This window comes from Streptomyces sp. NPDC044033 (genome assembly GCF_056434425.1).
Window position 1 is genome coordinate 32,195 of the sequence record NZ_JBWKFF010000011.1, and the last position, 25,296, is coordinate 57,490.

19 protein-coding genes are annotated in these 25,296 nt (G+C 72.4%); 3 read left to right on the top strand and 16 right to left on the bottom strand.

Annotated features, from left to right (window positions below; translation table 11 throughout):
* Positions 1-7: 7 nt before the first annotated feature.
* The 3 genes from mvk to AC07AB_RS20345 form a co-directional block, all read right to left on the bottom strand.
* Positions 8-1,300, bottom strand: coding sequence for a mevalonate kinase (mvk, locus tag AC07AB_RS20335; protein ID WP_478568681.1), 1,293 nt, complete (start codon positions 1,298-1,300; stop codon positions 8-10).
* A 225-nt stretch (positions 1,301-1,525) separates the two neighbouring features.
* Positions 1,526-1,768 carry an acyl carrier protein gene (locus tag AC07AB_RS20340; RefSeq protein ID WP_478568684.1) on the bottom strand — a complete coding sequence of 81 codons (243 nt, stop codon included), beginning with the start codon at positions 1,766-1,768 and terminating at the stop codon, positions 1,526-1,528.
* A 51-nt stretch (positions 1,769-1,819) separates the two neighbouring features.
* Positions 1,820-2,815 carry a beta-ketoacyl-ACP synthase 3 gene (locus tag AC07AB_RS20345; RefSeq protein WP_478568687.1) on the bottom strand — a complete coding sequence of 332 codons (996 nt, stop codon included), beginning with the start codon at positions 2,813-2,815 and terminating at the stop codon, positions 1,820-1,822.
* A gap of 562 nt (positions 2,816-3,377) precedes the next feature.
* Here AC07AB_RS20345 and AC07AB_RS20350 point away from each other — a divergent pair.
* Positions 3,378-4,103, top strand: a complete 726-nt coding sequence (locus AC07AB_RS20350) for a dienelactone hydrolase family protein (RefSeq protein ID WP_478568690.1) — start codon at positions 3,378-3,380, stop codon at positions 4,101-4,103.
* Between the two features lie 515 nt (positions 4,104-4,618).
* Here AC07AB_RS20350 and AC07AB_RS20355 read toward each other — a convergent pair.
* Entirely contained in the window at positions 4,619-5,107 is a 489-nt protein-coding gene (locus AC07AB_RS20355; protein WP_478568692.1) for a hypothetical protein, read from the bottom strand.
* Between the two features lie 251 nt (positions 5,108-5,358).
* Here AC07AB_RS20355 and AC07AB_RS20360 point away from each other — a divergent pair, with 251 nt between their 5' ends.
* Both AC07AB_RS20360 and AC07AB_RS20365 read left to right on the top strand, forming a co-directional pair.
* Complete coding sequence (locus tag AC07AB_RS20360) at positions 5,359-6,597, top strand: MFS transporter (RefSeq protein WP_478568695.1); 1,239 nt, start codon at positions 5,359-5,361, stop codon at positions 6,595-6,597.
* 57 nt (positions 6,598-6,654) lie between these two features.
* Positions 6,655-7,092 (top strand): hypothetical protein, encoded by a 438-nt coding sequence (locus tag AC07AB_RS20365; protein WP_478568698.1) that lies wholly within the window; start codon positions 6,655-6,657, stop codon positions 7,090-7,092.
* A 131-nt stretch (positions 7,093-7,223) separates the two neighbouring features.
* On the opposite strand, the gene AC07AB_RS20370 is transcribed toward AC07AB_RS20365, so the two are convergent.
* The 12 genes from AC07AB_RS20370 to AC07AB_RS20425 form a co-directional block, all read right to left on the bottom strand.
* A complete protein-coding gene (locus AC07AB_RS20370) occupies positions 7,224-7,658 on the bottom strand; it encodes a winged helix-turn-helix transcriptional regulator (protein WP_478568701.1) in 435 nt (144 codons plus the stop codon).
* Positions 7,659-8,062: 404 nt separating this feature from the next.
* Positions 8,063-9,169, bottom strand: coding sequence for a thiopeptide maturation pyridine synthase (locus AC07AB_RS20375; RefSeq protein WP_478568704.1), 1,107 nt, complete (start codon positions 9,167-9,169; stop codon positions 8,063-8,065).
* Positions 9,166-11,652, bottom strand: coding sequence for a lantibiotic dehydratase (locus AC07AB_RS20380; protein ID WP_478568707.1), 2,487 nt, complete (start codon positions 11,650-11,652; stop codon positions 9,166-9,168). Before AC07AB_RS20380 ends, AC07AB_RS20375 begins: the two co-directional genes overlap by 4 nt.
* Positions 11,649-13,502, bottom strand: coding sequence for a TOMM precursor leader peptide-binding protein (locus AC07AB_RS20385; RefSeq protein WP_478568710.1), 1,854 nt, complete (start codon positions 13,500-13,502; stop codon positions 11,649-11,651). The genes AC07AB_RS20380 and AC07AB_RS20385 overlap by 4 nt, the downstream gene beginning before the upstream one ends.
* Before the next feature lie 13 nt (positions 13,503-13,515).
* On the bottom strand, positions 13,516-14,931 hold the full coding sequence (locus tag AC07AB_RS20390) for a nitroreductase family protein (RefSeq protein ID WP_478568713.1): 1,416 nt from the start codon (positions 14,929-14,931) through the stop codon (positions 13,516-13,518).
* Between the two features lie 3 nt (positions 14,932-14,934).
* A complete protein-coding gene (locus AC07AB_RS20395) occupies positions 14,935-15,912 on the bottom strand; it encodes a lantibiotic dehydratase C-terminal domain-containing protein (RefSeq protein WP_478568716.1) in 978 nt (325 codons plus the stop codon).
* Entirely contained in the window at positions 15,905-18,568 is a 2,664-nt protein-coding gene (locus AC07AB_RS20400; RefSeq protein WP_478568719.1) for a lantibiotic dehydratase, read from the bottom strand. Before AC07AB_RS20400 ends, AC07AB_RS20395 begins: the two co-directional genes overlap by 8 nt.
* Positions 18,568-20,130: a SagB family peptide dehydrogenase gene (locus tag AC07AB_RS20405; protein WP_478568722.1), complete on the bottom strand. Its 1,563-nt coding sequence runs from the start codon at positions 20,128-20,130 to the stop codon at positions 18,568-18,570. The genes AC07AB_RS20400 and AC07AB_RS20405 overlap by 1 nt, the downstream gene beginning before the upstream one ends.
* A gap of 14 nt (positions 20,131-20,144) precedes the next feature.
* Positions 20,145-21,797, bottom strand: coding sequence for a TOMM precursor leader peptide-binding protein (locus tag AC07AB_RS20410; protein WP_478568725.1), 1,653 nt, complete (start codon positions 21,795-21,797; stop codon positions 20,145-20,147).
* On the bottom strand, positions 21,790-23,790 hold the full coding sequence (locus AC07AB_RS20415; RefSeq protein ID WP_478568728.1) for a hypothetical protein: 2,001 nt from the start codon (positions 23,788-23,790) through the stop codon (positions 21,790-21,792). The genes AC07AB_RS20410 and AC07AB_RS20415 overlap by 8 nt, the downstream gene beginning before the upstream one ends.
* A gap of 118 nt (positions 23,791-23,908) precedes the next feature.
* Positions 23,909-24,076: a thiomuracin/GE37468 family thiazolyl RiPP peptide gene (locus tag AC07AB_RS20420; protein WP_106980492.1), complete on the bottom strand. Its 168-nt coding sequence runs from the start codon at positions 24,074-24,076 to the stop codon at positions 23,909-23,911.
* A 21-nt stretch (positions 24,077-24,097) separates the two neighbouring features.
* Entirely contained in the window at positions 24,098-25,162 is a 1,065-nt protein-coding gene (locus AC07AB_RS20425) for an LLM class flavin-dependent oxidoreductase (protein WP_478568731.1), read from the bottom strand.
* Positions 25,163-25,296: the final 134 nt, after the last annotated feature.

Consider the following 25,296-nt stretch of genomic DNA (forward strand, 5'->3'; position numbering starts at 1 on the left):
GGGCGGCTCATCCCCGCGCATGGCCGTCCCTCGCCGCTATGGGTGCGATCCAGCTGTCCGTGTGGTGGTCCCGTCGGAGCCGGCCGGCCAGTTCGGCGGCGGTCCGCGCCGTGGGGGCCAGGGCGATGACACAGCCTCCCAGGCCGCCGCCGGTCATCTTCGCGCCCAGGGCGCCGGCCCGGAGGGCCGAGTCCACCAGGGCGTCCGTCCGGTCGACGGTGAGACCGTGGGACGCGAGCAAGCTGTGACAGTCCGTCAGCCGCCTTCCCATTGCCTCCAACCGGCCGTCGCGCAGGCCGCTCAGAACCTCGCGCGTCAGGGCCGACGAACGGTCCAGGAAGTACTCCCGGCGGCCGGGGCAGTCCGCGAAACCGTCGCGCAGCAGCGTGACGGCCTCTTTGGTCCCGGCGGCCCTGCCGCTGTCCGCGACGACGATCCAGCAGTCCCGGCCCACCGGCGGTGAGGTGGCATGACCGTTCTCCAGGAGCACGAGCCCGCTGCTTCCGGTGGCCAGCGCGTCGATGCCGCTCGCCTTTCCGTGTGCCGCTTCCTCGGACAGCTGCACGTACTGGAAGACCGCGTCGGCGCTGAGGCCGAGACCGAGCGCGTCATCGAGTGCGTACACGACGGCGCGGGCGCACGCCGCGCTGGAACCGAGGCCGCGCGCCGAGGGGATGCCGCTCTCCACCAGGATGTCCACGACGGGCCGCCGGCGCGGGCCTCCACGCGTCAGCAGCGCTTCGACGAGGATGCGCATGCCCGGGGACAGGGTGCTGTACTCGGCGCTCGTACGCATCTCCACCCGCGGCGCATCGGCCCGGCTCGTGGGCAGGGCAGTCGCGCGGCCCGCTCCCGGCGCCCCACCACCATCTCCGTCCCGGCACGCGACCCGGGCGTGGCACGTCAGTGCCGGCACGGCGAGTGCCACCGCGGGGGCGCCGTACACCACCGCGTGCTCCCCTGCCAGGATCACCTTGCCATGCGCCCGCCCCACACCGGTGACGCCCTTGCCGGCGCCCGGGACACGCGCAGCGGCCGTCCCGGGGCGCGCGGTCGCCGCCTCGACTGCGGGGTCGTGGGGTTCCCGCGTCGCGGTCGGCAGGTCTCTTGACGGTGAGCGACCGGAGGGGCGGGCGGTGGCGTCCGTTCCACGCGCGCCGTCGCGGGCGGCGGGCGCGGCGCAATCGACCGCCGGGGCCTGGGGCCGGGCGGCATGGAAGATCTCCCGGGCCAGCTCGACGACGCTGCGGAGATCGGTGAGGCGGCCGTTCCCTACCTGGGCAGCCTGGGCAGAGGTCATGCTGTTCGCCTTCCTGGTGCGAACCGCGGGTTCGCGGTGGTCGGGGCGCGCGTGCGGCGCTGCCCGGCGGGGAGTGTCACCAGCCGGCCGCGATGCCGGCTGTACGACGATCCGTGCCGGCGCCCTCCGGGCAGCGCCGCCGCTCGCTTGCGCGTCGGCTCCGGTGCGGTCAAGGTCTCCTCCCGATCGGCACGGGCGCGTACGGAGAGGGGCTGAGCCGGCGGGTCATCCCTGCTGTGCGATCTGGGCGCAGCGACCGACGGTCGCCCCCTCGGCATTCAGCAGATCGTCGTCAATGGGCTTGCCCACGGCCCTCTGCAGCTTCGTGGCGACTTCTACGATCTGCAGGGAGTCGAGGCCGAGGTCTTCGACCAGTTGGTGCTCCGGCCTGATGTCCTCGGCAGCCCTCTTGGTGATCGTGGCGATGATGCTCTGAACGTGCTTCAGCGTGTTCTGTTCCACAGACATGTCTCTCTCCTTGAGGGGTTGTTCGGTCGATGCGTGTGTGCGGTGGACGGGTTACGGACAGAGGACGACCTGTGCCGCGTACGTCAGCCCCGCGCCGAACCCGAAGAGCAGCACGGGGTCGCCGCTGCGGACTTCGCCTCGCTGACGCGCCGCGTGCAGGGCCAGCGGCACCGAGGCGGCACAGGTGTTTCCCGCCTGGACCACATCGGTGGCGGTCGCCAGGTCGTGGTCGCCGATGGTGTGGCTCAGGTATTCGATGATGCGCAGATTGGCCTGGTGCGGGACGAATGCCTTGAGGTCGGCGGGCGCCATCCCCGCCCGTTCACAGGCGGTCCGCGCGACCCCGGCAAGCACGGTGGTGGTCCAGCGGAACACCTTGCGCCCCGCCATCTCCATCTCCCCTGTGTCACCGGGGATTTTGATGAGGTCGGCGTTGCGGCCGTCGCTGCCCCAGGCGACGGGGAAGATCGCGGGCTCGGTCGAGGGCATGACCAGCACGGCGGCCGCGCCGTCGGCGAAGATCGGTCCGGTGTTGCGGTCTTCGGCCGACACCCAGTCGGTCATCCGTTCCGAGCCGATCACCATCACGCCACGGGCGGTCCCCGCTCGGATCAACCCGTCCGCCACGGCAAGCGCGTGGCAGAAGCCCGAGCAGGCCGCGTTGAGGTCGAACGCGGCCGCGGCGCGACACCCCAGCCCCGAGGCGACGGAGGCAGCGCCGTTGGGCATGGGGGACGGCATCGAGCACGTGGCGAGCAGCACGATATCGATGTCATCGGCGGTACGGCCGGCATCGGCCAGTGCCTCCTTGGCGGCCTCGACGGCCATCGACACCACTGTCTCGCCACCGTCGGCGTGACGCCGCTCCTCGACGCCGACCCGCTGGGAGATCCAGTCCGTGTCCACCCCGGCGGACGCGGCCGCCTCCTCGTTCGTCACCACGGCGGCGGGCCGGTAGGCGCCGACACTGACGATGCGCGACCCGGCACTGGGCCTGCGCCCCAACGCGGCGACGGGTGCTCCGCATTGTTCTTGCGCCTCATTCACTTCGCACTTCCTTTGCCTCGATGACCACGCGAAATCGCCTGCCGCGGTCAGTGGTTGCGGTCGGTCATCAACTGGGCGAGCGCCGTCAGGTACGCCGGCGCCCCGGTCGAGGGTTCGGACCGGGCCGGCGCCCGGAAGGCCCGACGCGGTTCGGCTTCGATGGCTGTCGGGCCGCGCCTTCCCCGCCTGGCCGGGACAGCCAAGACCGCTACCCTGCCCAGCTGTTCGTCCGTGAGCCGCTCGGTCCCGGCATGCATGGCGGCCGGTTGCCGCCCCGCCGCGGTGGATGAATTCGAGGCGGCCCCGCCGATGGCGTCTCACGGCTCGAACCGAGGCGGTTCCCCTCCATCACATACCGGCCGCGGCCACTCCGGCCACCTTCAGCGGCGGCCACCCCGTGAACAGGTTGAATCCTTGTGCGCATGTGAATTCGGGGCCGGACTTGGTGGGGGTGGTGAAGTTCACGAACACCCTGGGCCGCTCCCGGGCGGCCGTGACGCGATTTTCCGCCGGCGGTGAACTCCCGCCCGACCGGGCTCGGTGATCACTACAGTCCGGTCCCATGACAACAGTCACCACACGCACGGTCGAGTACCCGGCCGACGGACTCACGATGGTCGGGCACCTCGCGCTCCCGGCCGGTGCCGACCGCCGGCCCGCTGTCCTGATCGGCCCGGAAGGCACGGGGCTCAGCGACGTCGAGCGCCGCCGCGCCGATGCGCTCGCCGAGCTGGGATACGTAGCGCTGGCCTTCGACCTCCACGGCGGGCGCTATGTGAGCGACCCCGAGGAGATGCTGGCCCGTTGCATGCCGCTGCTCGCCGACCCCGACCGGATGCGGGACATCGGCCACGCGGCGCTCGACGTGCTGCGCGCCGAACCGCGCACCGACCCCGGCCGGATCGCCGCCGTCGGCTACGGCACCGGAGGCGCCATCGCGCTGGAACTCGGGCGCGATGGCGTCGACCTGCGCGCGATCGGGACCGTCAACGGACTGATCACGGGCCGACCGGGCGAGGCCGCGCGCATCCGCTGCCCGGTGTGGGCCGGGGTCGGGTCGGAAGACCCCATCATGTCGTCCGCCCAACAGGACGCGTTCACCGCCGAGATGCAGGCGGCGGGCGTCGACTGGCGCCTCACGGTCTACGGCGGCGCCTTGCACGCCTTCCACCACCCGTCGGTCGGCCACACCGTGCGTCCCGGCGTCGGCTACCACCCCCAGCACGCGCAGCGGGCCTGGCGCGACGTCGTCGACCTGCTCACCGAGTGCCTGCCCGTCACGGAGTGATCTGGCCGGCAGCCGTGCCCCCGGTCCGCGGACCAGACCGGCCGCCCGCCACCGGCTGCCGGTTCGTGGGGCCTCTCACCCACTCGCGCCGCGGAGACCGGCCCGGTTCCGTCTGCCCGTACGGCCCCGCCCGCGCTTCCACCCACTCGTGGACCTCGCGGTCCGCCGCTCCGTCCGTGATCGCGTCAAGAGGTCAACTCATGGGGCAGGACGGCGATTTCCGGCGTCTTGGCGCCGGAGCATGTGCTCGATGGCCCGCTCGATGAGGCAGATCTTCTGAGTCCGGGAGCTCCGCTTGAGCAGAGCGGCGCTCGCCCGCTGGGCCTCTTCGGTGGCCGGCAGGTGGCCGGCCCGGAGCACTGGCAGCAGCAGGGCGGCGACGGCTGCGACGGGCCCAAACACTCTCGGCATCCGCCGCGCTGTCCGCAGGCGGATTCCGGACCGGCCGCCCCCTCCGGACGCGCAAGCCGACGAGGACGGACAACGAAGTGACCGCCCTCGCCTGGTTTTCCTGGTCAGCAGAGGACCAGCACGGTGGCCCGGACGAACTTGTCGTCGCGGAAGCCGTCCAGGACCGGACCGAACGCCTCGGCCGCGGTCTTCGGAGCGGGCGCCGGAGCGCCGACGCGGATCTCGCGCTCGGTCTCCAGAGTGGCCTTGACCTGCTCACCCGGACAGTGCACTCCCCGGTTGGCGACGAGGACCTCGGTGATCTGGCTGACCAGTCCCGGTACGTCTTTCTCGGGCCAGACGGAGACCGTGCTCTCCGCGTCCTCAAGGTTGAAGCGCTCGAAGACACACGCCTCGGAGCGGCCGTCGCCCTGGACCATGAGCATGTAGACCCGACGGCCGACGAGCTCGTCGGGCAGGCCGACCAGGTTCGTCATCACCGTTTCGGGCGATCCCATGAAGTCGTGCGACTGGCAGTCCCACGCTGCCGCCTTGCATGCCTTGGTCGTTGCCTCGGTCACGGGCTGGGAGGTCCGTAGGGACTCGGTGGTCATTGCGCGTACCCCCTGATCTTCGGATGACCGCTCGATGGCGGCCAGGCCAATCACGGAACGGCGGGGGTCGAGGCCGGAGTCCGGCCTTCGGCGAGTCGGCCGCCCGCGACTGGCGCGGTTGGACGTTCTCGGGACGGTCGCGACTTTACCACCGGGCTACCCGGAAATCGTCGGCCCGCACTTCCCCGATTCCCGGCTTGCCGGTAGCGTCCGACCGGCTTCAGGAATCCGCCGCGTGAGGGGTGACCGGGATGGCAGTCCTCGCTCGGTACGGGTCAGCGCTCTCCCACCCCGGCATCGCACGTGTGGTGACGGCCGCATTCGTCTGCCGCATGCTGTCCGGCATGGTCAGCCTGGCGCTGCTGCTCGTCGCCGAGGACGCGAGCGGGAGTTACGCCAACGCCGGTGCCGTGTCCGGCGCCTACGCCGTCGCCCTCGCCTTCACGTCCCCGATGTGGGGGCGGATCGCCGACCGGCGCGGCTCCCGTACCGCCCTGGCCTGGGCGGTCTGTCTGCAGTCGCTGTTCTTCGGCCTGTTCACGGTGCTGGTCGCCGCCTCGGTATGGCCGGTCCTGTTGATTCCGGCCGCCTTCTTCGCCGGGGCGGCGACCCCGCCCGCGACGGCCGTGTCCAACGCCGTGTACATGGCGGTGGTGTCGGACGAGGACGACCGCAAGACCCTGTTCGCCCTCTGCGGGCTGCTGACCGAGAGCGTCTTCGTCTGCGGGCCGCTGCTGGTGGCGGCCATCGTGGTCGTACTGCCCGTGCTGTACGCCGTCGTGGTCACCGCGGCCGTCTCCTTCGTCGGGGTGTGGTGGCTGCGGGCGGCTCCTGCCGTACAGATGGTGGACCGGGAGCGTCCGCCGCTGGCCGGACCGGGGATGCGCCTCGACTGGAACCGGCGGCAGGTGCATATCCAGCTCGTGGTGGCCGCGGCCGCCTTCGCGATCGGCGGGGTGCAGGTGACGGTGACCGCTCACGCCGGGGAACTCGGCACGAGCGCGGGGCTCTTCATCGCTTCGCTGGCCTGCGGCGGCGTACTCGGCAGCTTCCTGTACGGCGGGCTGCGGCTGCCCGGCACCGGCCCCGCCCAGCTCTCCGTCGCGCTGGGCCTGTACGGGGCGTGCGTCCTGGCCCTGGGGCTGGGCCCGGCCACCCTGCTCACCGTGGCCCTGCTCGCGGTCATCGGCTTCGTCAACGGTCCGGCCGACGCCATCGAGACCGTGCTGGTCGGCGAGTACGCGTCGGCCGCCACCCGCGCGCAGGCGTTCGCGTGCCTGGTCGCGTCCAACTGGGTGGGCTTCGCGGCCGGCAGCTTCGTCACCGGCGTGGTCGTGCAGCACGTCTCCACCATGGCCGGTGCGCTGACGGCGGGCGCCGCGGCGCTGATCGCCGCCGCGTCCATGACGCTTCCCGCGGCCAAGGAGCGCACCCGGCGGCGGGGCCGGACCGGGCCCGGGTCGGTGAAGGCGCCCACCGGCCCTTCCTGACCGCCGCACGCCCACGCGGGCCCCGAGCCCTTCCGGACGAAGAGGAGACGGATGAAGATGACCGGCACAGACCCCGCCGGCGCGGCGGACCGCGTGCCCGACGCCGAGTTCCACTGCTTCTCGGGCTCTCCGGACGCCCTGGCCCAGCGCTTGTTCGCCCTCCCTCGCGACATCGTGCAACGCAGGCTGTGGGCTCTGCTGCTGCAAGACCCTGACGGCGCGCACATCCAGGTGCAGGAGCGCGACGGGCCGGACTCCGCCACGGGCCGGGTGCGCTCGTGGACGGGCGAATCCCTGGGATCTCTCCCCGCACATCTGGTCACCCTTCTGGCGACCGACTCGTACCAGAACCTGCGCGGGGCCCTCTTCGACCACGGCGCCTACAGCGACCTGGGTACCATCCCGTGCCCGCCCACCCCGCGCGGCGCCTTCGGCCACCCGCTCAAGCTGCACACCGGCGAATCCGGCGTACGGGCGTACGTCCTCGCCCTGTAGCGGACGCGGCAGGGCTGCGGCCGCGCCGACTCCCCTACCCGCGCCACCCCGCCCTGCCCGGCCGAAACAGTCACCGCCCGCGAAAAGGCGGTAAGGGGTGGGGAGTTGACGCCTCCGCGCCAGGGAGGAATTCAGGAGGCCATCGACACGGCGGACCCGGGATCTGCTCTGGAGTTCGAGTCGCGACAGCCGTGCCGCCGGTCGTACTCCGCCTGATGGGCCAGTATCTCCTCCGCGTTCGCGCCCACCCAGGCGTGCAGCTGGCCGAAGACCTCCCATATGGATTCGCCGAGTGGAGTGAGGGAGTACTCGACCCCGACCGGCGAGGTCGGCAGCACACGTCGTCTGATCATCCCGTTGCGCTCCAGGCGGCGCAGGGTCTGGGTCAGGACCCGCTGGGTCACGCCTTCGAGGTGGCGCTTGATCTCGTTGAACCGCCTGGGCTCGTCGAGGACCGCCAGTACCGTCATCGACCACTTGTCGGCGATCTGGTCGAGGATCGGGCGACTGGGGCCGTCGGATCGGGAGGCGATGTCGACGGCGGTACTGGGCTTCAGAGTGCTCATATCGGTACCTTTCGCGATCCTTGCGATGCCGAAAGTGCATTAATATTGAACTGTGTTCATGGTATGAGTCCCCATGGGGGCACACGCGTGATCCTTCTCAGCGTCGCCACTCCGGAAACAACCGACCCACCGGCCCCACCACCGCGGCACCCTCCCCGCCGCCCGCCTCGCCGTCGCCCCGTCTTCGACCGTACGGCGATCACGCCCGGTTCACGGTGCGGAAGGAACTCACCAGGCGGTTTCATGTAGTTGATTTTGCGCGAGCTTGGCGAAGGGCGTGCGGGGGCCGGGTGGGTGCCGGTCGCATCACCTCGAAGGGGGGGGTAAATCCCCTCCGCATGCGGCGAGTTGCCGCAGCCCGAAGGGTGCGGTGGCGCGGCCGGGACTGTACGCGCCGGGCGCGGCTACAGGCGGCCGCCGCCGTCGACGAAACCGATCAGATCCTGGATGCGGTCCATCGCGGTCACTCCGTGCACGTCCTCGACGGCCCGGGAGACCACGTGGCAGATCAGGTTGCGTTCCAGTTCGCCGATGCCGAGCCGGTACATATTGAGGTACAGCCAGTTGAGCACGATCCGGTACTGCTGGAAGGTGTTCCAGCCGCCGAGCTGGTCGGCCGCTGCCCGGTGGCCGCCGAGCACCTGATGGAACGCGCTGCGGTCGGACCAGGCGCTCCAGGTCGAACCCCACGCTTCCGGGGCGCCGTTCTCGTCCGCGTTGAGCGCCAACTCACCTGCCTTTATCAGCCCGTTGGCCCGGTCGCGGTAGCGGAGCAGGATGTCGAGGAGGGCGGCGAACGGCAGGACGTCGTGGTAGTCGGAGGCCGCGGCGATCTCGCCGACCCGCCGCCGGAAATGCTCCGCGTTGGCGTCGTAGACCCGGTCGAACCGCCCGCGCAGGGCCTCGGGCATCTTCGCCAGGTACGCGTCGGCGTGGCCGCGGAAGGACAGGTAGCCGTAGGTCACCGGCGGGAGGAACCGGTGCGCCGCCGCGATGAACATGTCGACCGCGAGGGCCATCTTCGAGCCGCCGCCGCGGGCCCAGTCGCGGATGTCGAAGACGATGTCGTTGGTGTCGACGTAGTAGTCGGCGAGCAGGTCCGCCGCCGCCTGCCCGCCGAGCACACGCAGGCGCCGGTCGTAGGGCGCGATCTCGACCGTGTTGTTGGCCGCCCAGGGCGTCAACGGCCCGCTGTCACGCTCGTGTCGGGCGAGACGGGCGTGCTCGGCGCGCGTTGCCCGCTCGTCCAGCGCCACGGTGGACGGGTGCGTCCGCAGGTACTCCTGGAGTATGCCGGCGACGGCCGGGGCGACGACGTCGTCGAAGGTCTCGGGGCTCGCCTGGATCGGGACGCGGACGTGCGGCCCGCGCCGCCAGTGCGGCTGGAAGTACACCCGGTTCACCGACGGGGTCACTTCCCTGATGAAGGGGCGCACCGCGTCGAGCAGCAGATCGGTCCGGTCGCTGTCGTGGTGGAAGACGTTCACGCTGCGCCACAGGGACTCCGTCATTTCCCATCTCCTTCTTGACGGTCTCGACCGCCTTGACCGCCTTGAGCATCAAGACCGTCTTGTTCGCCTCGACCGTCTCGACTGCCCTGCACGTCCTGGCAGTTCAGCTCGATCACGTACTCCGTCACTCTCGGCAGGCCCTGGTGGTCGACGATCGCCGTCCCGGGCTCCGGCGCGACCTCGCAGAACACCGCCGCGCAGGCCGGGTCCCTGGCCAGCCGCTCGAAGGCCAGCATGAGCGGCGGTGAGCCGATGTCGACGTACAGCGGCTTGCGGGCGCGATTGCCCGCGGCCGAACCCGCCGCGACGGCGCCCATCCGCAGCACGGACACGAAGAACCGGGGCGGGATTCCGTGCTCGGCCAGCCAGGTCACCACCGCGAGCAGGAAGTCCGCGTCGGGCTGCCCGGCGCCGCGGCGCGGCAGCGTCCCCTCCTGGGCCACCCAGGTGGCTCGCCGGAGTACCACACGCCCGATGCCGAGCCGTGGCGCGTGCAGCACGCGCCCCTGCCCGTTCCCGGCGCTCGCGTCGTGCCGCAGCGGCTGGTCGGGCCGCAGCAGGATGGGGTTCTCGCCGAACGCCTCAATCAGCAGGGCCATGGCCGGTGGGAACTGCCGCTCGTAGGACAGACCGCCGTGGACGGGGCGGACCGCCGATCCGTTGTGGAACAGGGCCGGGAGCCCGTCGTCGCCCACGCCGACCGTCAGCCCGGCGGGCGGTGGGTAGTCGAGCCGGTCCGGCAGGGTGATCTCGCGTTGGTTGAGCGAGGTGGCCAGGGTCTGGTCGAACTCCGCGTACGTCGGTGCGTCCGGGTGCACCGTGTCGACCGGGAGCGGATCATCCGCGACATGGCGCAGCAGCCGGCGTACGTGGGACCGGCCCCGGCCGAACCCGGAGTTCACCGCGTTGACGACCAACTCGCCGGCGCCGTACTGGGCGTACACGGCGACCGAGCCGGCCGGGCGCACCCAGGCCGGTGACGCGGCGAGCACCCGCTCGATCCGCTGCCGGTCCGGCATCGCGTGCCGGACGTCGGCGATCAGGCCGGCCAGGTGGCGTACCTCCGCGACCGGACTGGCCGCGAGGGTCGCCGTCAGCCCGGTCATGTCGAAGGCGACCGCGGCGGGGTGCAGCCGCATGACCTCGTGTCCGTCGCGCACCAGCGCGGCGTAGAACCGGTCGAACGGCACCGGCGCTCCCGTGCCGAAGCGTTCCCGTACGAACGCGGCGATCGCCAGCTTGAAGGGCAGCGTGTGGTCGAAGACGGCGAGCAGCCGGCAGGCGGTGGCCAGCTCGTCCAGGATGCCCTGCCAGGCCGGCAGCCCCGCTTCGACCACGACGCCGGGGATGACCGACCGCTCGGTCACGACGTCCCGCAGTCTGCCGGTGATGCCGAGCTCCAGGAGCCGCTCGCGCAGGATCGGGCCGAGCGCGATCCGGTCCGTTCCGTCCGCGCTCTCGTACCTGCGCAGCGCCTTCCGGAGCGGGTCCAGTACGGGGGCCCGGTCCGCCAGCCGTCCGAGCGGGTCGACTCCGTGCTCGTCGATGTCGGGCCGGGTCAGGAGCAGGCCGGCCGCGATGAGCGAGTGCAGATACCCGGCCGCCTTCTGTGGCGGCGCGGGGAGGCTCGCCGTCAGCTCGGCGAGCGTCGGCCGGCCGGCGGCGGCACGCAGGCAGTGCCGCAGCGGCGGGGTCAGCGGCAGGCTGAGGAGTTCCTCGGCCGGTGCCGGGCCGAGGAACCGGACGGTGTCTGCCACGAGCCGCGCGCTCGGGTTGACCCGGACCGTCACCTCGGTCAGCGTGGCGGCCAGCGGAGCCAGGGCCGACAGGTCGAGTTCGACGGCCGACCGCGCCCGCGCGTTCGCGGTCCAGCGCAGCGCCGGCCCCTCCGGTACGTACCGGCCGAGGCCGGCGGCGGTGAAGGTGGTGAACGGGCTGGTCTTGGCGGCGGTCCGCGCGGCGTAGACGGCCAGCCGGGTCAGCTCCTTGCGCCCGGGCTCGCGCCGGAGGGCTTCGCGCAGGGTGGGGCTGGCATGCGCGAGGCCCTGGTCGAAGCGGAGGTCGGTGCTGATCTCTCGCAGACCGGCGTGTACGGACCGCTCCGCCTCGGCCAGTACGGTCGGCAACTGGGCGCGGTCGGCCCGGTACCGATCGACGGCGTGCCCGAACTCGGCTATCTCATCGGCGAGTTCACCTCCGAGGGCGGCGGTGACCAGCGGGTCGGCGAGCAGCCGCGCCGGGTCGCGCAGCCGGTGCACGGTCCGCCGCAGCGCGACCAGCTTCGGTTTGGCGGCCGGGTCGGGCAGCGCCCCGATCAGACCGTGGCAGCGGTCGGACAGCGCCGCCGCGCCGGCCGCCAGCTCGGCCGCCGTGCGCGCCGTCGTCATCAGCGCGTGCCGCAGCCGCTGGTCGGCGAGCCGGTCGAGCACGGTCGCGGGCAGGCCCGCGACGCGCACCCCGAACGTGGTGGCGTGGCTGATCACGGGAAGGGGTGGGGGTAGGGGCTGATGTCGGCGTCCGTCAGCGGGCGCGGCGCGTACCCGAGCCGGTGGGGCACCTCCCGCAGCCGGGGCAGCCCGGTGATCCGCCGGTTGCGGTGGCCGAAGGTCATGGGCAGGGCGCCGGGCGCGATCACCTTCACGCAAGTCAGGTCGGCGGCCTCGTGCAGCGGCGACGTCTGGTCGACGACCACGACGTCCATGCCGCCGGCCAGCATCCGGCCCGTGGCCTCGGCCAGGTCGTCCCGCAGGTCGGTGTGGAGCGGCCAGGGGCCGCGGCCGAGCCGGTCCCAGCCGGTCACGCGGTCGCCGGAGAGGAGGAAGGAGAAGCGGTCGAACGCCTCCGGCGTCGCGCCGCACAGCGCGTGGTCGGTCATGACGCGCACCAGGTCGGGGTCGGCGGCCATCCGCCGGGCGCGCTCGGCCTCGGCGGGGTATCTGCGCAGCTCCTGTTCGACGATGGGCGCCAGTTCGCCCAGCGCGGTGAGCACGGCGGCGACCGGGTCCAGCGCCGATCCGCTGGTGCAGATGGCCTTCGGCCGCCTGTCGTCGCCGGTGGTGTCCTGCGCCAGTACCCAGAACGCGGGAATCCCCTCGGCCAGGGTCATGTCGAAGGCCCGTACCCGGTATCCGGTGCGCTCGATGCGCTCGGCGACGAGCCCGATACGCGGGTCGGGCGCCCGGGCGAGGTCCGCCTCCGGAACGGGCAGCCGGGCGTACCAGGTCATCAGGAACGCGTCGCGCTCGACGACCTCCAGGATGCCGTGCAGGATCGCCTCCTCAAGGCAGCCGCCGAGCGCGCATCCGTTGGAGATCTCGAAGGTGAACGGCTTGTCCGGCCGGTCCGCGCCGGGCCGCAGCGCCGTCCGGTAGTACGCGTGGTTCTCCGGTACGAGCACGGGCCGGGCCTCGCGGAACGAGTACCCCCACACCCAGGCCACCACGGCGTCCTCGGTGAACGGCTGGTAGGGGCAGTCCGGCTCCAGATAGCGGTCCGGGGGGAACAGGCCGAGCGAGCGGGGATCGAGGGCGTGCTCGGCGAGTTCGGCGTAGCTGCCGCGCACGGTGGTCCGCTTGCCCCAGGGCCATTGGCCGCCGAGCCGTTCCAGCGCCTCGGCGATGGCGGTGGCCCGGCAGGAGGCGAAGTCGCGGGTGCGCCCGAACCCGGCCTCGCCGCGGTAGCCGTACTCGGTCAGGACCGCTTCGGCCAGCGGGAACAGCGCGTCGCGCAGGCCGGTGGGCGGGGCGACCACACCGGTCTCGGCGTCCACGTAGAGGCCGGTCAGCCGGGGTTCGGAGAGTTCGCGGACCCTGGTGGCGCGCGCCCGGGGCTTGGGCCGCGACCGGGGTGTGATCTCGGCCCGTACGGCCGTGTCGTCGGGCAGCGCGCCGCAGTCCGGGCAGAGCGGGTCCGGGAGGAACGTGTGCCGGGTCAGGGACAGGTCCCGCAGGCCGAGGTACCAGCAGCGGTCCCCGGCGGCGCCCGAGTGCACCAGTTCGCGCACGGTGTCGGCGGCGGAGACCGTCAGCCAGCTCGACGGCCGCGTCACGATCCGGTCGTCCTCGCGCAGCTCGTCGGTCCACTGGTCGCGGCGGGGCGCGCTGGAGCGCCAGGTCTGCACGCACCGGACGCAGCCGGGCTCGCCGGGCCGGACGACCGGGCCGATCACGACCCGGTCGAGTTCGGTCCACACCGGCAGCCAGGGCCCGCCCCGGTCGTGCGCCGCGGCCCAGTCGCCGGTGTCCCAGCCGTCGCGCGCCACCACCAGCATCGACGGCGGGCGCCGGGCGATGGCGTCGGCCAGCAGGCCGTCACCGAGTACGGTGTCGCTCACGTGCGGTTCTCCCTCACCAGGTCAGCCGGAACTCGGGGCGCGACCCGGCTGGGTGCTCCGTGCCCAGTTGGGCCATCAGCAGGCTCCGCTTGCGCCCCTCCAGGCCGAACCAGGCGTCGAGCAGATGCGTGAGCACGTCGTTCTGGATCCGGCTGGCCACGTCGATCGCCGCGGCGGCGAGGCAGGCGCGGTGCAGCGCGGCTCCGGCGGCCGCCTGCTGCACGCGGTACCAGCGGGCGCCGAACCGTTCCTCGGCCGCTTCGGCGTCTCCCACGGGCAGCAGCCACAGGTTCCCGGTGCGCGCGCCCTGCTGGGTGAGCGCGGCCAGCGCCGCTTCGCGCAGCCGCTGCCGGGGGTCGTCCTCGCTCACCAGCTCCAGCCGGTGTTCGCCGGGGTGGTAGCGGTAGGCCCCGGCCGGGACTCCGGTCACGTCGGCGATGACGCAGTAGAACTCGATCAGGTTCGCCGGCAGGTCCCAGCGCGCCTGCCGGCCGTAGGCGGTGAGGATCGCGGCCAGCGCGCCGATCGACATCTTCTCGCCGCTGAAGCCGCGCATGGCCGCGTGCCGGGTCCGGGTACCGGCCCGCAGGTCCGGTACCGCGTGCGGCAGGCTGATCCGCTTGCCCTCTCCCGCGGGCGCGGGCGGCAGCGGTTCCGGGCCGGGGCGGCTCTGCGCGAGTACGGCCGCGTGGGCGCCGGCCGCGCGCGGGAAGGCGGCCAGCGACGGGCCGCCGAACGCGGAGGGCACCGGCGGCACCAGCTCGATCACCGCGTGCACCCCCTCTTCTCCGGGGTCGAGCCCCAGCAGCTCGGTGATGTCGGCGTCGGGGAAGCACAGCCGGGCCGTGGCTTCCTGGCCGTCCGCGACCACCAGCGCCTGCGCGACCTGGATTCCGGTCTCCAGACAGGCGAGGCGGTAGTACATCTCGCCGTATTTGGCGGCCAGCCGCCAGAACACGTTGGTCTGCACGAGGACCGTCGCCGCCGGCCGGGAGGCGGCCCAGCTCCGGTAGTCGCCCGCGCGCAGCCGCACCAGGTCGTGCCGGGCCGGGTCGTAGTAGTGGACGCCGGTGGGCACCCCCGAGTCGGGGCCGGCGAGCACGTACCACTCGGCGCTGTACCGGGCGCCCCCGGACGGCGTCGGACGCCGGGTCACCAGCCACTGCAACGGGTCGGAGTCCGGGATGGCCTCGAAGCTGTCGGTGAAGGGCAGCATGTCCAGCGGGGTCAGCCACTGCGAGCGGGTGATGCCGCCGAGGTCGGCGAGCAGCGCCCCGAGCCGGTGCCCGGACTTCTCCGGCGGCCAGGGCAGCGCGTGCCGCGGTGCGCCGGGGTAGCTCTTGACCAGCCGAGGCGGGTACGCCTCCGGGTTGGCCACCTCGGTCGGCGTGTGCACGTCCTGCTGGTAGCGCGTCGCCTCATCGCTCACGGGTCACACCGCGCACAGGTCGAACGCGGTCCTGGTCAGCAGCAGCCGCAGGTGGGTCTCCTGGGCCAGGCTGATGCCGAGCCGGTTGCACATGAGGTGCGCGCACCGCTCCACGATCAGCTGCGGTACCAGGTGGTTGATGTGCTCCAGCACGTCGGCCGGGGCGTCGAAGGCGGGGTAGGCGTCCAGCCGGCCCAGCAGCTCCAGTTCGACCAAGGTGTCGTTGAGATCCCGCACGGTCGCCAGCCATCTGCTCGCCACGGACGCGTCCGGCAGCGCCACGCCCCGCGTCGACGCCCACACGGCCTCCAGGCCGGCGCGGAGTTGGGCCTTGTTCGCGTCGAAGTGCCGCTCGAACTCCGTCGATCCCAGCAGCTTCACGGACGTGCCCTCGCTCTCGACCATGAACCGGGTCTGATAGGCGAGTTCGGGCAGGATGCCGGTGAACAGCGTGCGGTTGCCGGACAGCATGGCGAAGGCGTCCATGGCGCGCTGCCCCGGCGTGCGGCCGCGGGCGATCAGTTCGAGGGCCACCGCGCTGGCCGCCATGAGCTGCTTCTCGACCGCCTCCAGCGCACGGCCCGTGCCGAACACCCCGGTCTCAGGCGCGTAGTCGATGAACGCGACCGAGTTGTCCGGGTGCAGCACCGGGTCGTAGTCGGCCATGCGTTCCACCGCGGCGAGGGCGGGCGCGGACTCGGCGTAGTCCTGTCCGGTCATCGAGGACCGGGACGGTGACGTCCGGTAGAACTCCGCGGCCGTCTCCTCGATGGCCGTACGGACCTCCTGGGCGTGCTCCGCCCGTGCGCGCACCCGCAGCCGGACGTGCGGGCCGCCCTCCCAGTAGCGGAGGAAGAAGAAGCCGTCCGAGAGCCCGGCCCCGCGCAGCCGGTCGACCGCGGGCTTGACGACTCCGACGATCACGGCATCCTGATCGCCGTGGTGGAAGAGGTGGGCGCTGACCCAGCGGCGCTCAGACATATCTGACTCCAGGCTCGTTGAGTTCCACGATGTACTCGGCGACGCGCTCGCCGCGGACCTGGCCGGGGTCCGGCACCATCTCGCTGATCTGCACGATCGCGTTCGGCTCGGCGAGCCGGCGCTCCAGTCCGAGCAGCAGCAGCATGCTCGCGAAGTCCACGTAGTTCGGTTTGACGCCGTTGTTCGGCCCCTGGCCGTGCTCGCCCCGGCCGTTCTGGATCAGGGTCGCCGGGTCGAGGACGGTGACGAAGCACCGCTCGGGGATGCCGTGTTCGGCCAGCCAGCCGGCGATCCTCAGCAGCCAGGCCGCGTCGGTCGCGGCGTCCGCGCGCCGGGGCAGCCGGTCCGCGCGGGTCAGCCACATCGCGCGCCGCAGCACCACCTGGCCCACCATCAGCCGGGGCAGGTGGCGCACGCCGCTGTCCGCGCGCGGGTCCGAGGTCATCCGCAGCTCGGTGTGCGCGCCGAACCAGGTGTTGGACTCGCCGAACGCCTCGACCATGAACCGCGCGGCGGGCGGCAGCAGCCGGTCGCCGAGGCCCGGGTGCACCGGGCAGATCTGCTTGCCGAGCCGCCCCGACACCAGCGCGAGCAGCCCGTCCGCGCCGCGCCGCACGTACAGGTCGTTGACCGGCAGCAGGTCGTCGCGTTCGCGCACGCTGCGCACACCGGGATAGTCGACGACCAGCCGGACGCCCGGCTTCCTGACGTTGACCGCGGACCGGGCCACGGCCTCGAACTCGGCGAAGAGCACGTCGCCGCGGCCCGCGGCCAGTCCCGGTTCGGCCGGTACGCCGACGTGCAGGTCGAGCCCGTCGAGGATCTGCCGGACCCGGTTGCGGCCGCGGCCGAAGCCGCAGCTGATGTTGTTGACGACCAGTTGCGGGCCGCGCGCGGCGTCGGCGAGCTGGCAGTAGACGGCGACGGACGTGGGTGTGCGCACCCAGTCGGGCCATTCGCCGGCCAGCGCGCGTATGTCCTCGGGGTCGACGCGGACCACGCCGTCCCGGTCGGGCGTCCGCCCGCCCAGCAGCCGCTTGCCGGCGGCGCGCAGGCGGTACAGCTCCCGTACGGCCTCGACCGGACTGTCCTCGCCGGCGTACCGGCTGTGCGCCCGGGGTGACTCGCGCGCGGCCGGGTCCGAGGTGGCGTCGGACCGCTCGGCCAGTACGTCCCGGTAGAACACCACCAGCGGGACCCGCGCGCCGACGGGGTACCGGCTGTGGAACAGCGAGCTGAGCGTGAGCTTGAACGGCAGGTCGGGCCCGATCAGGCCGAGCAGCGTGCGTACCGCGTCGAGGTCGTCCAGCAGCGGCTGCCAGCTCCCCGGGTCCAGCACGGCCGTCGTACCGGGATACACCGCGTTCTCGTAGAAGCTGTACCGGGAGAACTCCTGGGCCAGCTTCGGGCTGTCCAGGTGGGCGTGGTCGCCCACCTCGCGCAGCGCCGTGTCCAGACCGCGGATCACGGCGTCGCGCACGGGGACCCGGTCGCCGGGCGCGGTGATCGTCGGGTAGCTCGACAGCGCCTCGTGCACCCCGTGCAGCGTCCGGTCCAGCCGTGCCAGGCCGGGCTGCCCGAGCCGGTGCAGCCAGGCGCGCAGATCGGCCACCGGGTCGGGGGTCTGGTCGGCGAGCGGCGGCACGAGCTCCAGCACGCCCAGCGTCACCAGGCGGCGGAGGAACACGTCGACCTGGCGCCCGTCGGCCGCCCGGTCCAGCAGCCTGTCCCGCAGACCCCCCAACGTGCTCTCGTGGGTGATCAGTTCCATCACCCGGCGCAGGGTCGGGGTGAGTGCGAGGCTGTGCACGTGCTCGACCGGGCGGCGGCCCAGGAACACCAGCACGCCGTCGGTGACCGTGGCGCTGGGGTTGATGCGGATGCGGCAGCCGCCGGCGATCTCCGGGCGTTCGTGGACGGCCCGCGCGATCCGGTGCAGCGATCCGATGCTGATCTCGGTGGCGGTCGCCGCGGCGAACCGCCCCTCGGCCAGCTGCCCGGACAGCTCGACGATGTCGTCGGACCGGCTCCAGGTGGCCAGGCCGCTGCTGGTGAACGTGGAGTACGGGCTGGTCTTCGCCGCGGAACGGGCGAGGTACTGCGCCAGTCGCAGCACGTTCTGGCGCTGCGGCGCGCGTCCGGTGTCGATCCACTTGCGCAGGGCCAGGAACATGTCCGGGTTGGCGTGCACGAGACCCAGTTGGAACGCGGGCAGCCCGGCCGCGGTGCGCAGCGACTCATAGCTCGCGGCCTGGTCTTCTTCGAACCGCTCGTCCAGCGCCGCCAGCAGGCTGTCGCGTTCGGCGAGCCGCCCCAGCCACTCCCGCACCGGGGCGACCAGGTCGGCGGGCAGGTCGGCCAGGCGCGCGGGATCGATACGGCGGCCGCGGTGTACGGCCCTGCGCACCGCGACGAGCCTCGCCTTCCGCTCCCCGTCGCCTGCGGCGCCGATCGCCGCGTGCAGCAGGTCCGACAGCTCGCCTGTCGCGTCGGCGATCTCGGCGCGCAGCCGTACCAGTTCCTGGGCGGTGCGCCAGCTCCGCGCGCAGCGCAACCCCTCCAGCACGGCGACCGGGCTTCCGGCGAGGCGCACCACGGCGGCCGGGCCCAGCGTGTAGTGCGCCGCGCCGGAGCGGGCTTCGCTCAGCCTGTCCATCAGTCCACCGCCTCGGGCTCGACAGGTACGATCACTCGTCCGCCCGGACCGGTCCTGGCCAGCAGGATCTGGAAGACGGGGGTGTGGCGTCGCCCGGTGAGTCCGAGGGCCGCGCGGACCCCCTCGGCGTGGTAGGCGTTGACGATCCGGCCGGACATGCCCTGCGTCGCGGCCGCGACGCACACGCGGTGCGCGAGCAGCCCGGCTTCCTGGTTCAGTACGCGGTAGCCGCGGTCGCCGAAGGTGCCGAACGCCCAGTCGTGGTCGCCGACGAGGTGGACGACGGCGTTCAGGTCCCGGAAGACCGGTCCGGGGATGGTGACGCGCTCGATCGCGGTGATGGCGTCGACGCCGGGGTCCGCGGGGGCGACCGGGTGCAGCGCGCCGGTGTCCGGGTCGAGCCGGTAGGCGCCCTTCGGGATGCCGGTGAGGTCGCCGACGGTCAGGAAGACCTCCAACGGCGCGGGCGCTCCGGCCGGGACGGTGTCGCTGGTGACCCCGGTGCGGATACGGGCGAGCCGCGACCACAGTTCGACTCCGTCGACCCGCGACGCGACCGGCCGGAAGATCCCGGGGCCGGAGTCACGGGACCGCAGCACGGCCGCCAGGTCCCTCTCCGGTAGTTCGGCCTCGGGCAGGGGCAGCGGTTCGGCTCCGGACCCGCCGGGCGTGACCGGCAGGGCGGTGGTGAAGGCCGCGGTGTCCGTGCGCCGGGACGCGCGGTTGACCTCGGTCATCGTCGGGCAGGCCCGCGCGACCTCCAGCCCGCTGCGCACGACGGGCGGCTCGATCGGGTCGAGGGCCGCGGTCAGCGCCGCGGCCGTCTCCGCGGCCGGTTGTCGCCGGACGTCCGCACCGGCGGCGTGGAGCGGCAGGACCAGCAGGGCCGACTCCTCGTCGCCGTCGAGCCCGAGCAGCTTGTCGACCGGCTCGTCGACGAACTGGTGGTGCACGTGCGCCCGTAGCCCCATGGCCCGTGCGACCAGGTCGAGGTTGCCGGCGAGCAGACCGGCCTCCTGTGTGCACAGGCGGTAGGCGTACTCCCGGTAGATGTACGCGACCTTGTTGAACAGCGCGGAGAGTACGAACACGGCCTCCGGCACCGCGCCCGCGGTGCCGGTCGCCCTGGCCGCCAGCCCGCGGTGGTCGCCGTCCCGCAGCCGCACCAGCGCGTGGTGCGGCGCGTCGTAGTGGTAGACGCCGTCGGCGAGGCACACGTACAGCTGGATGCCGAACAGGCAGCGCGCGGACGCGACCATCCGGTGGTAGGGCCAGGTCCCGTTGGTGTCGAACTCCTGCCGGGAGATGCCGTAGCCGTAGCGCAGCAGCGTCGACAGCGCCGCCTCGTCGAACGTCTCGGTCTCGGTCAGCTCCCCGGGCACCCTGGTGGTCAGGGGGCGGCGGGGCAGGCCCCGGTAGAGCTTGAACTTCAGCGGCTCGTCCGGGTTGCCGTACTCCGACTGCCGGGCTTCCATCGCCTCGGCGAGGTCTTCCAGCGTGACCCGCCAGAACTCCCGGCCGGGGCCGCCCTCGTGCTCGGTCGTGGGAACGGGCTCGGTCATGGGAACGGGCTCGGTCATGGAAACGGATGCGGGTGCGGGTTGCGCACCCGGGGCAGCCGGGGCAGTCCGGTCACCCGCCGGGCCGTGTGTCCGAAGGTCATCGGCACCGCCCCCGGTGCCATCACCTTGACGCATGTGAAGCCTCCCGAGGCCTGTTCCGTGGAGGTGGTGTCTACTGCGACGACGTCCATGCCGGCGGCGGCGAAGCGCCGCACGGCCTCGTCGAGGTCCGCGCCGATGTCGGCGTTGCCGGGCCAGTGCCAGCGTTCGAGCCCCTGCTGCCAGGTCGATGCCGCCGGGTCGTCGAGCAGGAAGGAATACCGGTCGAAGGTGGCCGGGTTGGCGGCGCAGAGCAGGTGATCGGCCATCGAGCGGACGTCGTCCGGATGGTCGGCCAGGTGCTGGGCGCGGTCACGCCAGCGCGGATCGAGCGCGAGGACGCCCACGTACTCGACGGTCTGGCTGAGTTCGTGCAGCGCGGCCAGCATCGCCTCGGCCGGGCGCAGCCCGCTGCCGCCGGTCGAGACGGCCTGCGGCCGTTCGGTCCCGGTGATGTCCTCGGCGAACGTCCAGAACGACGGAATCCCGTGTTCCCGCGTGGTGTCGAAGACGCGCACCCGGTAGCCCTGCCGCCCGATGCGCTCGGCCACGAGCGGAACCCGGCGATCGGGCACGGAGGCCAGGTCGATCTCGGGCAGCGGGGTCCGCCCGTACCAGGCCATCAGGAACGCGTCGCGCTCGGCGACTTCGAGGACGCCGTGCAGCACGGCCTCCTCATAGCAGCCGCCGAGGGCGCAGCCGCTGGAGATCTCGCACGCGAACGCGGGCTCGCCGCCGCCGGATTTCGGCAGCCGGTAGTAGACGAAGTCCTCCGGTACGAGAACGGGCCGGTCCTGGCCGAACGACCAGCCCCACACCCAGTCGGTCACCGCGTCCTCGGTGAACTCCCGGTAGGGGAAACCCGGGGTGCGGAACCGGTCGCCGGGGTACAGGCCGAGCGAGCGGGGGTCGATCGCGTCATCGGCCACCTCCGCGTAACCGGCCCTGGTGCTCGTACGCTTGCTCGTCGCGTACGCGCCGAGCCGTTCCAGCGACTCCGCCACCGCTACGGCCCTCGCGGAGGTGAAATCCCGGGTGCGGCCGTAGCCGGCCGCCTCCACCAAGACGCCGGGCACGGCCATGACGGCTTCGGTGAACGGAAACGCGTGCTGGGTGTAGGAGGTGACCGAAGGGATCAGGCCGCTCTGCGCGTCGACGTAAGCCGCGTCGAGTTGGCCCTGGTCCAGCAGGCGGACGCGGCTCGACTCGGGTGAGAGCTTGGGCCGCGCCACCCGGGTGATCCGCGCGCCCCGCTCGGTGTCGGCGGGCATGGCCGAGCACTCCGGGCAGCGCGGGTCGGGCAGGAAGCCGTGCCGGGACAGGGCCAGCGTGGCCGTGTCCACGATCCAGAACCGCCGCTCCTCGGGCCGGGCGGAGGCCAACTCGGCGACGGTGTCCGCGAGGAAGGTCGGCAGCTCTTGGCTCCGTACCTCGGCGGCCATCTCGGCGGTGCGTTCGGCGGACGCCGAGGCGGCGCGCCGGGTGCGCAGGCACTCCGGGCAGCCCGGCGGCCACGGCCCGACGATCACCTGACGCGGTTCGAGCAGCACCTGGGGCTGGTCAGCCATGGACGACCACGGCTCTTGCCACGAACGGACACATCCGGGCGACGAGCGGATCGTGGTCGAGCGGTACCGCGACCATGCGGCCGCCCTCGCGGGTCAGGCTCGCCACGGCCTCTTCGAGGGTCACGGACTCCGGCCGCGCTCCGGTCTCCCCGCGCAGGCCCACGGGCAGGTCGGGTACGGGCGGCGGCGCGTATCCGGGCTGGTCCGCGGCTCGGGACTGGTAGGCGAGCAGCGTCCGCTCCAGCCCCTTCTCCAGCGCGGCGCCGACGTCCAGGTCGCTCACGTAGGCGACGGTGGCGTCCGGGGTGGTGAACGCGAACGTGGGCAGCCCGAGCAGGGCGGACAGGTCGTGGACCTCGACGGGCCGGCCGACGATGTTCAGCAGCTTCGCGTAGCGCGCGGCGCGCGGGGTCAGTTCCATGTCGGCCAGGTCCAGCCGGGGGAAGGGCTCGGCGGCGTTCGCGACCGCCGTGACAACGCTGTCATTCGCTGCCGCGACCACCGCGGCGCGCACGGCTTCGGGCCAGTCGCTGCCGGAGGCCGCGGTCGGTCCGGGGGTCTCGGCCGGTGCGGAGGCCGCGGTCCGCGCGGGGAAGACCTGCGCGGCGTCGACCGCGACCGGTTCACCGGTCAGTACGTCCACGCCGTAGAGCCGGTCGCCCTTGCGGGGGTCGGGCATGACCGCCGCGTACCGCTCGAACGCGTGCCGGACGGCCCGCCTGCGCGACTCGACCACGTTCTCGCCGCAGCCGTGGACGGGGAACGGGCCGCCGGCCAGGCCGACCGGGTCGGAGACCACGACCTCGCTGACGAACAGCGGCAGTTGCTCGTAGTCGCGCTCGGTGATCTCGGCGAACACGCCGGTCCGCGGGTCGACGCAGTCCACCGCGCGCCGGGCCAGCTCCTCGTCGTCGACGGGCGCCGCGGCCGGCAGCGCGGTCAGCCGTGCCGGGTCGTCGGGAACGGCGGGCAGCGCGAGCGGGTGCGGCAGGAAGGGGTGCTTGGCGGTCTCCAGCGTCTCCAGGTCGAACCGGACCAGGTGATCGGCCTCGGCGCTCGGGTCGATGCCGGTGAGGTGCCGGAACGCCGTGAAACACAGCTGGTTGGCGACCAGGGCGACCGTGGGGCCGCGCAGGAACTCACTCACCGCGGCGTCCGGGTGGTCGCGCAGATCCGCGCCGGCGAGGTCCGGCGCGAGTGCGCGCAGCCGGCGCCAGGCCGACTCCCAGGCCGTGGCGTCACCGTCCTTGCCGGTCACCGGGCCGATCCACGCCTCGTCGCCCGCCACGACCACCTGCGCGCACGCGGCGCCCGCGGCGACCGCGCTGTGGGGCAGCCGCCGGGCGCGTTCGATCATGGGGCGGTCCGCGACGTGCAGCACCATGGTGGCGCCGGCCGCGATCCGGTCGAGGCCGCCGTCGGCGTCCAGGTAGTCGATCCGCTGCTCCGGGTCCTGCGCCCGGGCCGCGGCGAGGTGCTCGGCGACGCGGTCGCGGTCGAACGGCGACTCGGCGAACGGCGCGAGCGACAGGGCGCGGACGCCGGAGCGCAGTTGCGAGTTGGCCAGGGCTTGCAGCAACGGGCCGGACCCGGCCAGCACGAGGGTGCTGTCGCGGTAGTCCTCGAAGCGCAGTTCCGGCGACTCGACGAAGTACTCGACGAAGGCGATGTTGGCCGCGTAGGTCTTGGCCACGTCGGCCGGCAGCGTGTGCGGACGGTCGTCCAGCACGTTCTTGACGTATCCCTTGCCGAGCAGCAGCATCGTCAGCTTGGCCAGCCCGGAGCGGCTGGACTCCGGTACGCCCGCGCACAGTTCGCCGAGGGTCCTGGTGCCGTCGAGCATCGGGGCGATCCGCTGGATCCACTCATAGGTCGACGCGCCCTTGAGTATCGACCCGCCCAGGTTGCTGCGGATGTAAGCGCCTTCGGGCACGCGCATGACGTAGACGTCGCCACGCAGTCGCGGCCGTATTCGCTCGGCATTGGCTTCCATGAACACCGCTTCTCACGCATTCTCGATGTCTGGTCAGGAGGAGGACCGAGAGCCACCCGGTCCCCGTTCACGGCGCGCACCGGCTAGAGCACATGTGCCCGGAACATCAGCACCCGGATCAGGTGCAGGAACAGCACGGGCAGCAGCAGCAACAGCTGCTCGCTCCGCCCGAAGCGGACAGCTCGGTCAGGCCGTAACCGGCCGTCACCGACTCGGGCACCACCTCGCCCAGGTCCACCAACTCGAAGGCGCTGTCATCCAGCACCAGGTCGTCGAATCCCTCCATGTCGTACACCTCCCTTCCTTTTCAGAGTTCTTTCACCTCGGGCAGCACCTTGTCGCAGAAGAGTTCCAAGGTCTGCCGAGCCTCGGGGAGCGGCATCGCGCCGAAATCGACCTGCCACAGGATTTCGTCGACGCCGCCGATGCGGTCGTTGAACGCGCGGATTCGGTCGATGACCGTGGTCGGTGATCCGGCGATCACACCACCTTCGGTGAACAGTTTGGCGGGCTGGAGGCCGCGCAGCATCCAGCCGAATCCGGAGTAGCCGCGGTAGGCCGAGGATTCCCTGCGGTCCCACGGGTTCACGGCCTCCGCCCATACGTCCAGATAGCGGCGCAGGTAGGTCTCGGCGATCCGCTCCGCGCGCTCGTCGGTGTCCGCGATCACCAGCGGCAGGCTGGCCGCGACCCGGGGGCGGGGCCCGGAGGCGCCGTGCGTGGCCCGGAACGCGTCGCGGTAGAGCCCCAGGTGACCGCGGAACTCGTGCGGCGAGATCATCGGGGTGATCAGCAGCCCCAGCCCTTCGGTGCCCAGCCAGGTGAAGCTCTCCGGCGTGCGCACCGCCGCGCCCCACACCGGCGGGTGCGGCCGCTGGGTGGGCCGGGGCAGGCCGGTCACATCGCGGTAGGAGAAGAACGGCGTCTGCTCGCTGACTTTCTCCTCGGTCCATATCCGCAGTACCGCGCGAATGGTCTCGCGGAATCGGTCGGTGCTCTCGTCCATCTCCAGGCCCAGCGCGTCGAACTCGTCGGGCAGATATGCCCGCGCGAATCCCACGTCGAGTCTGCCGCCGCTGATCGCGTCCACTTGCGCCGCTTCCGCGGCCAATTGGATCGGGTGGTGGAAGACCGGCAGCACGCAGCCGGTCATCAACCTGACCGAACTCGTCCGTGCGGCCACGGCGGACAGGAATCCAAAGGGGCTCGGGCAGTAGCCGCCGTAGTAATGGAGGTAGTGCTCGGTCATCTTGACTGTGTCCAGACCGCCCAGCTCGGCCTGGACCGACAGTTCCAGTGCGTCGCCGAAGTAGGTCTGTGGAGATTTCGTCTCCGGCGTGCAGTCAGGAAGAAAGGAAAGACCGAAGCGCACCGATACCACTCCTTAGCAGCCGGGCATTCACCGGATAGACATCCGGTTTGCGTCCCCTACGGTTCGGGGCCTGCCGGCGCCGCCGATTCGCGGATGACGCTACATCTGGCCTGCTAGGCCGTCAATAACCGTCA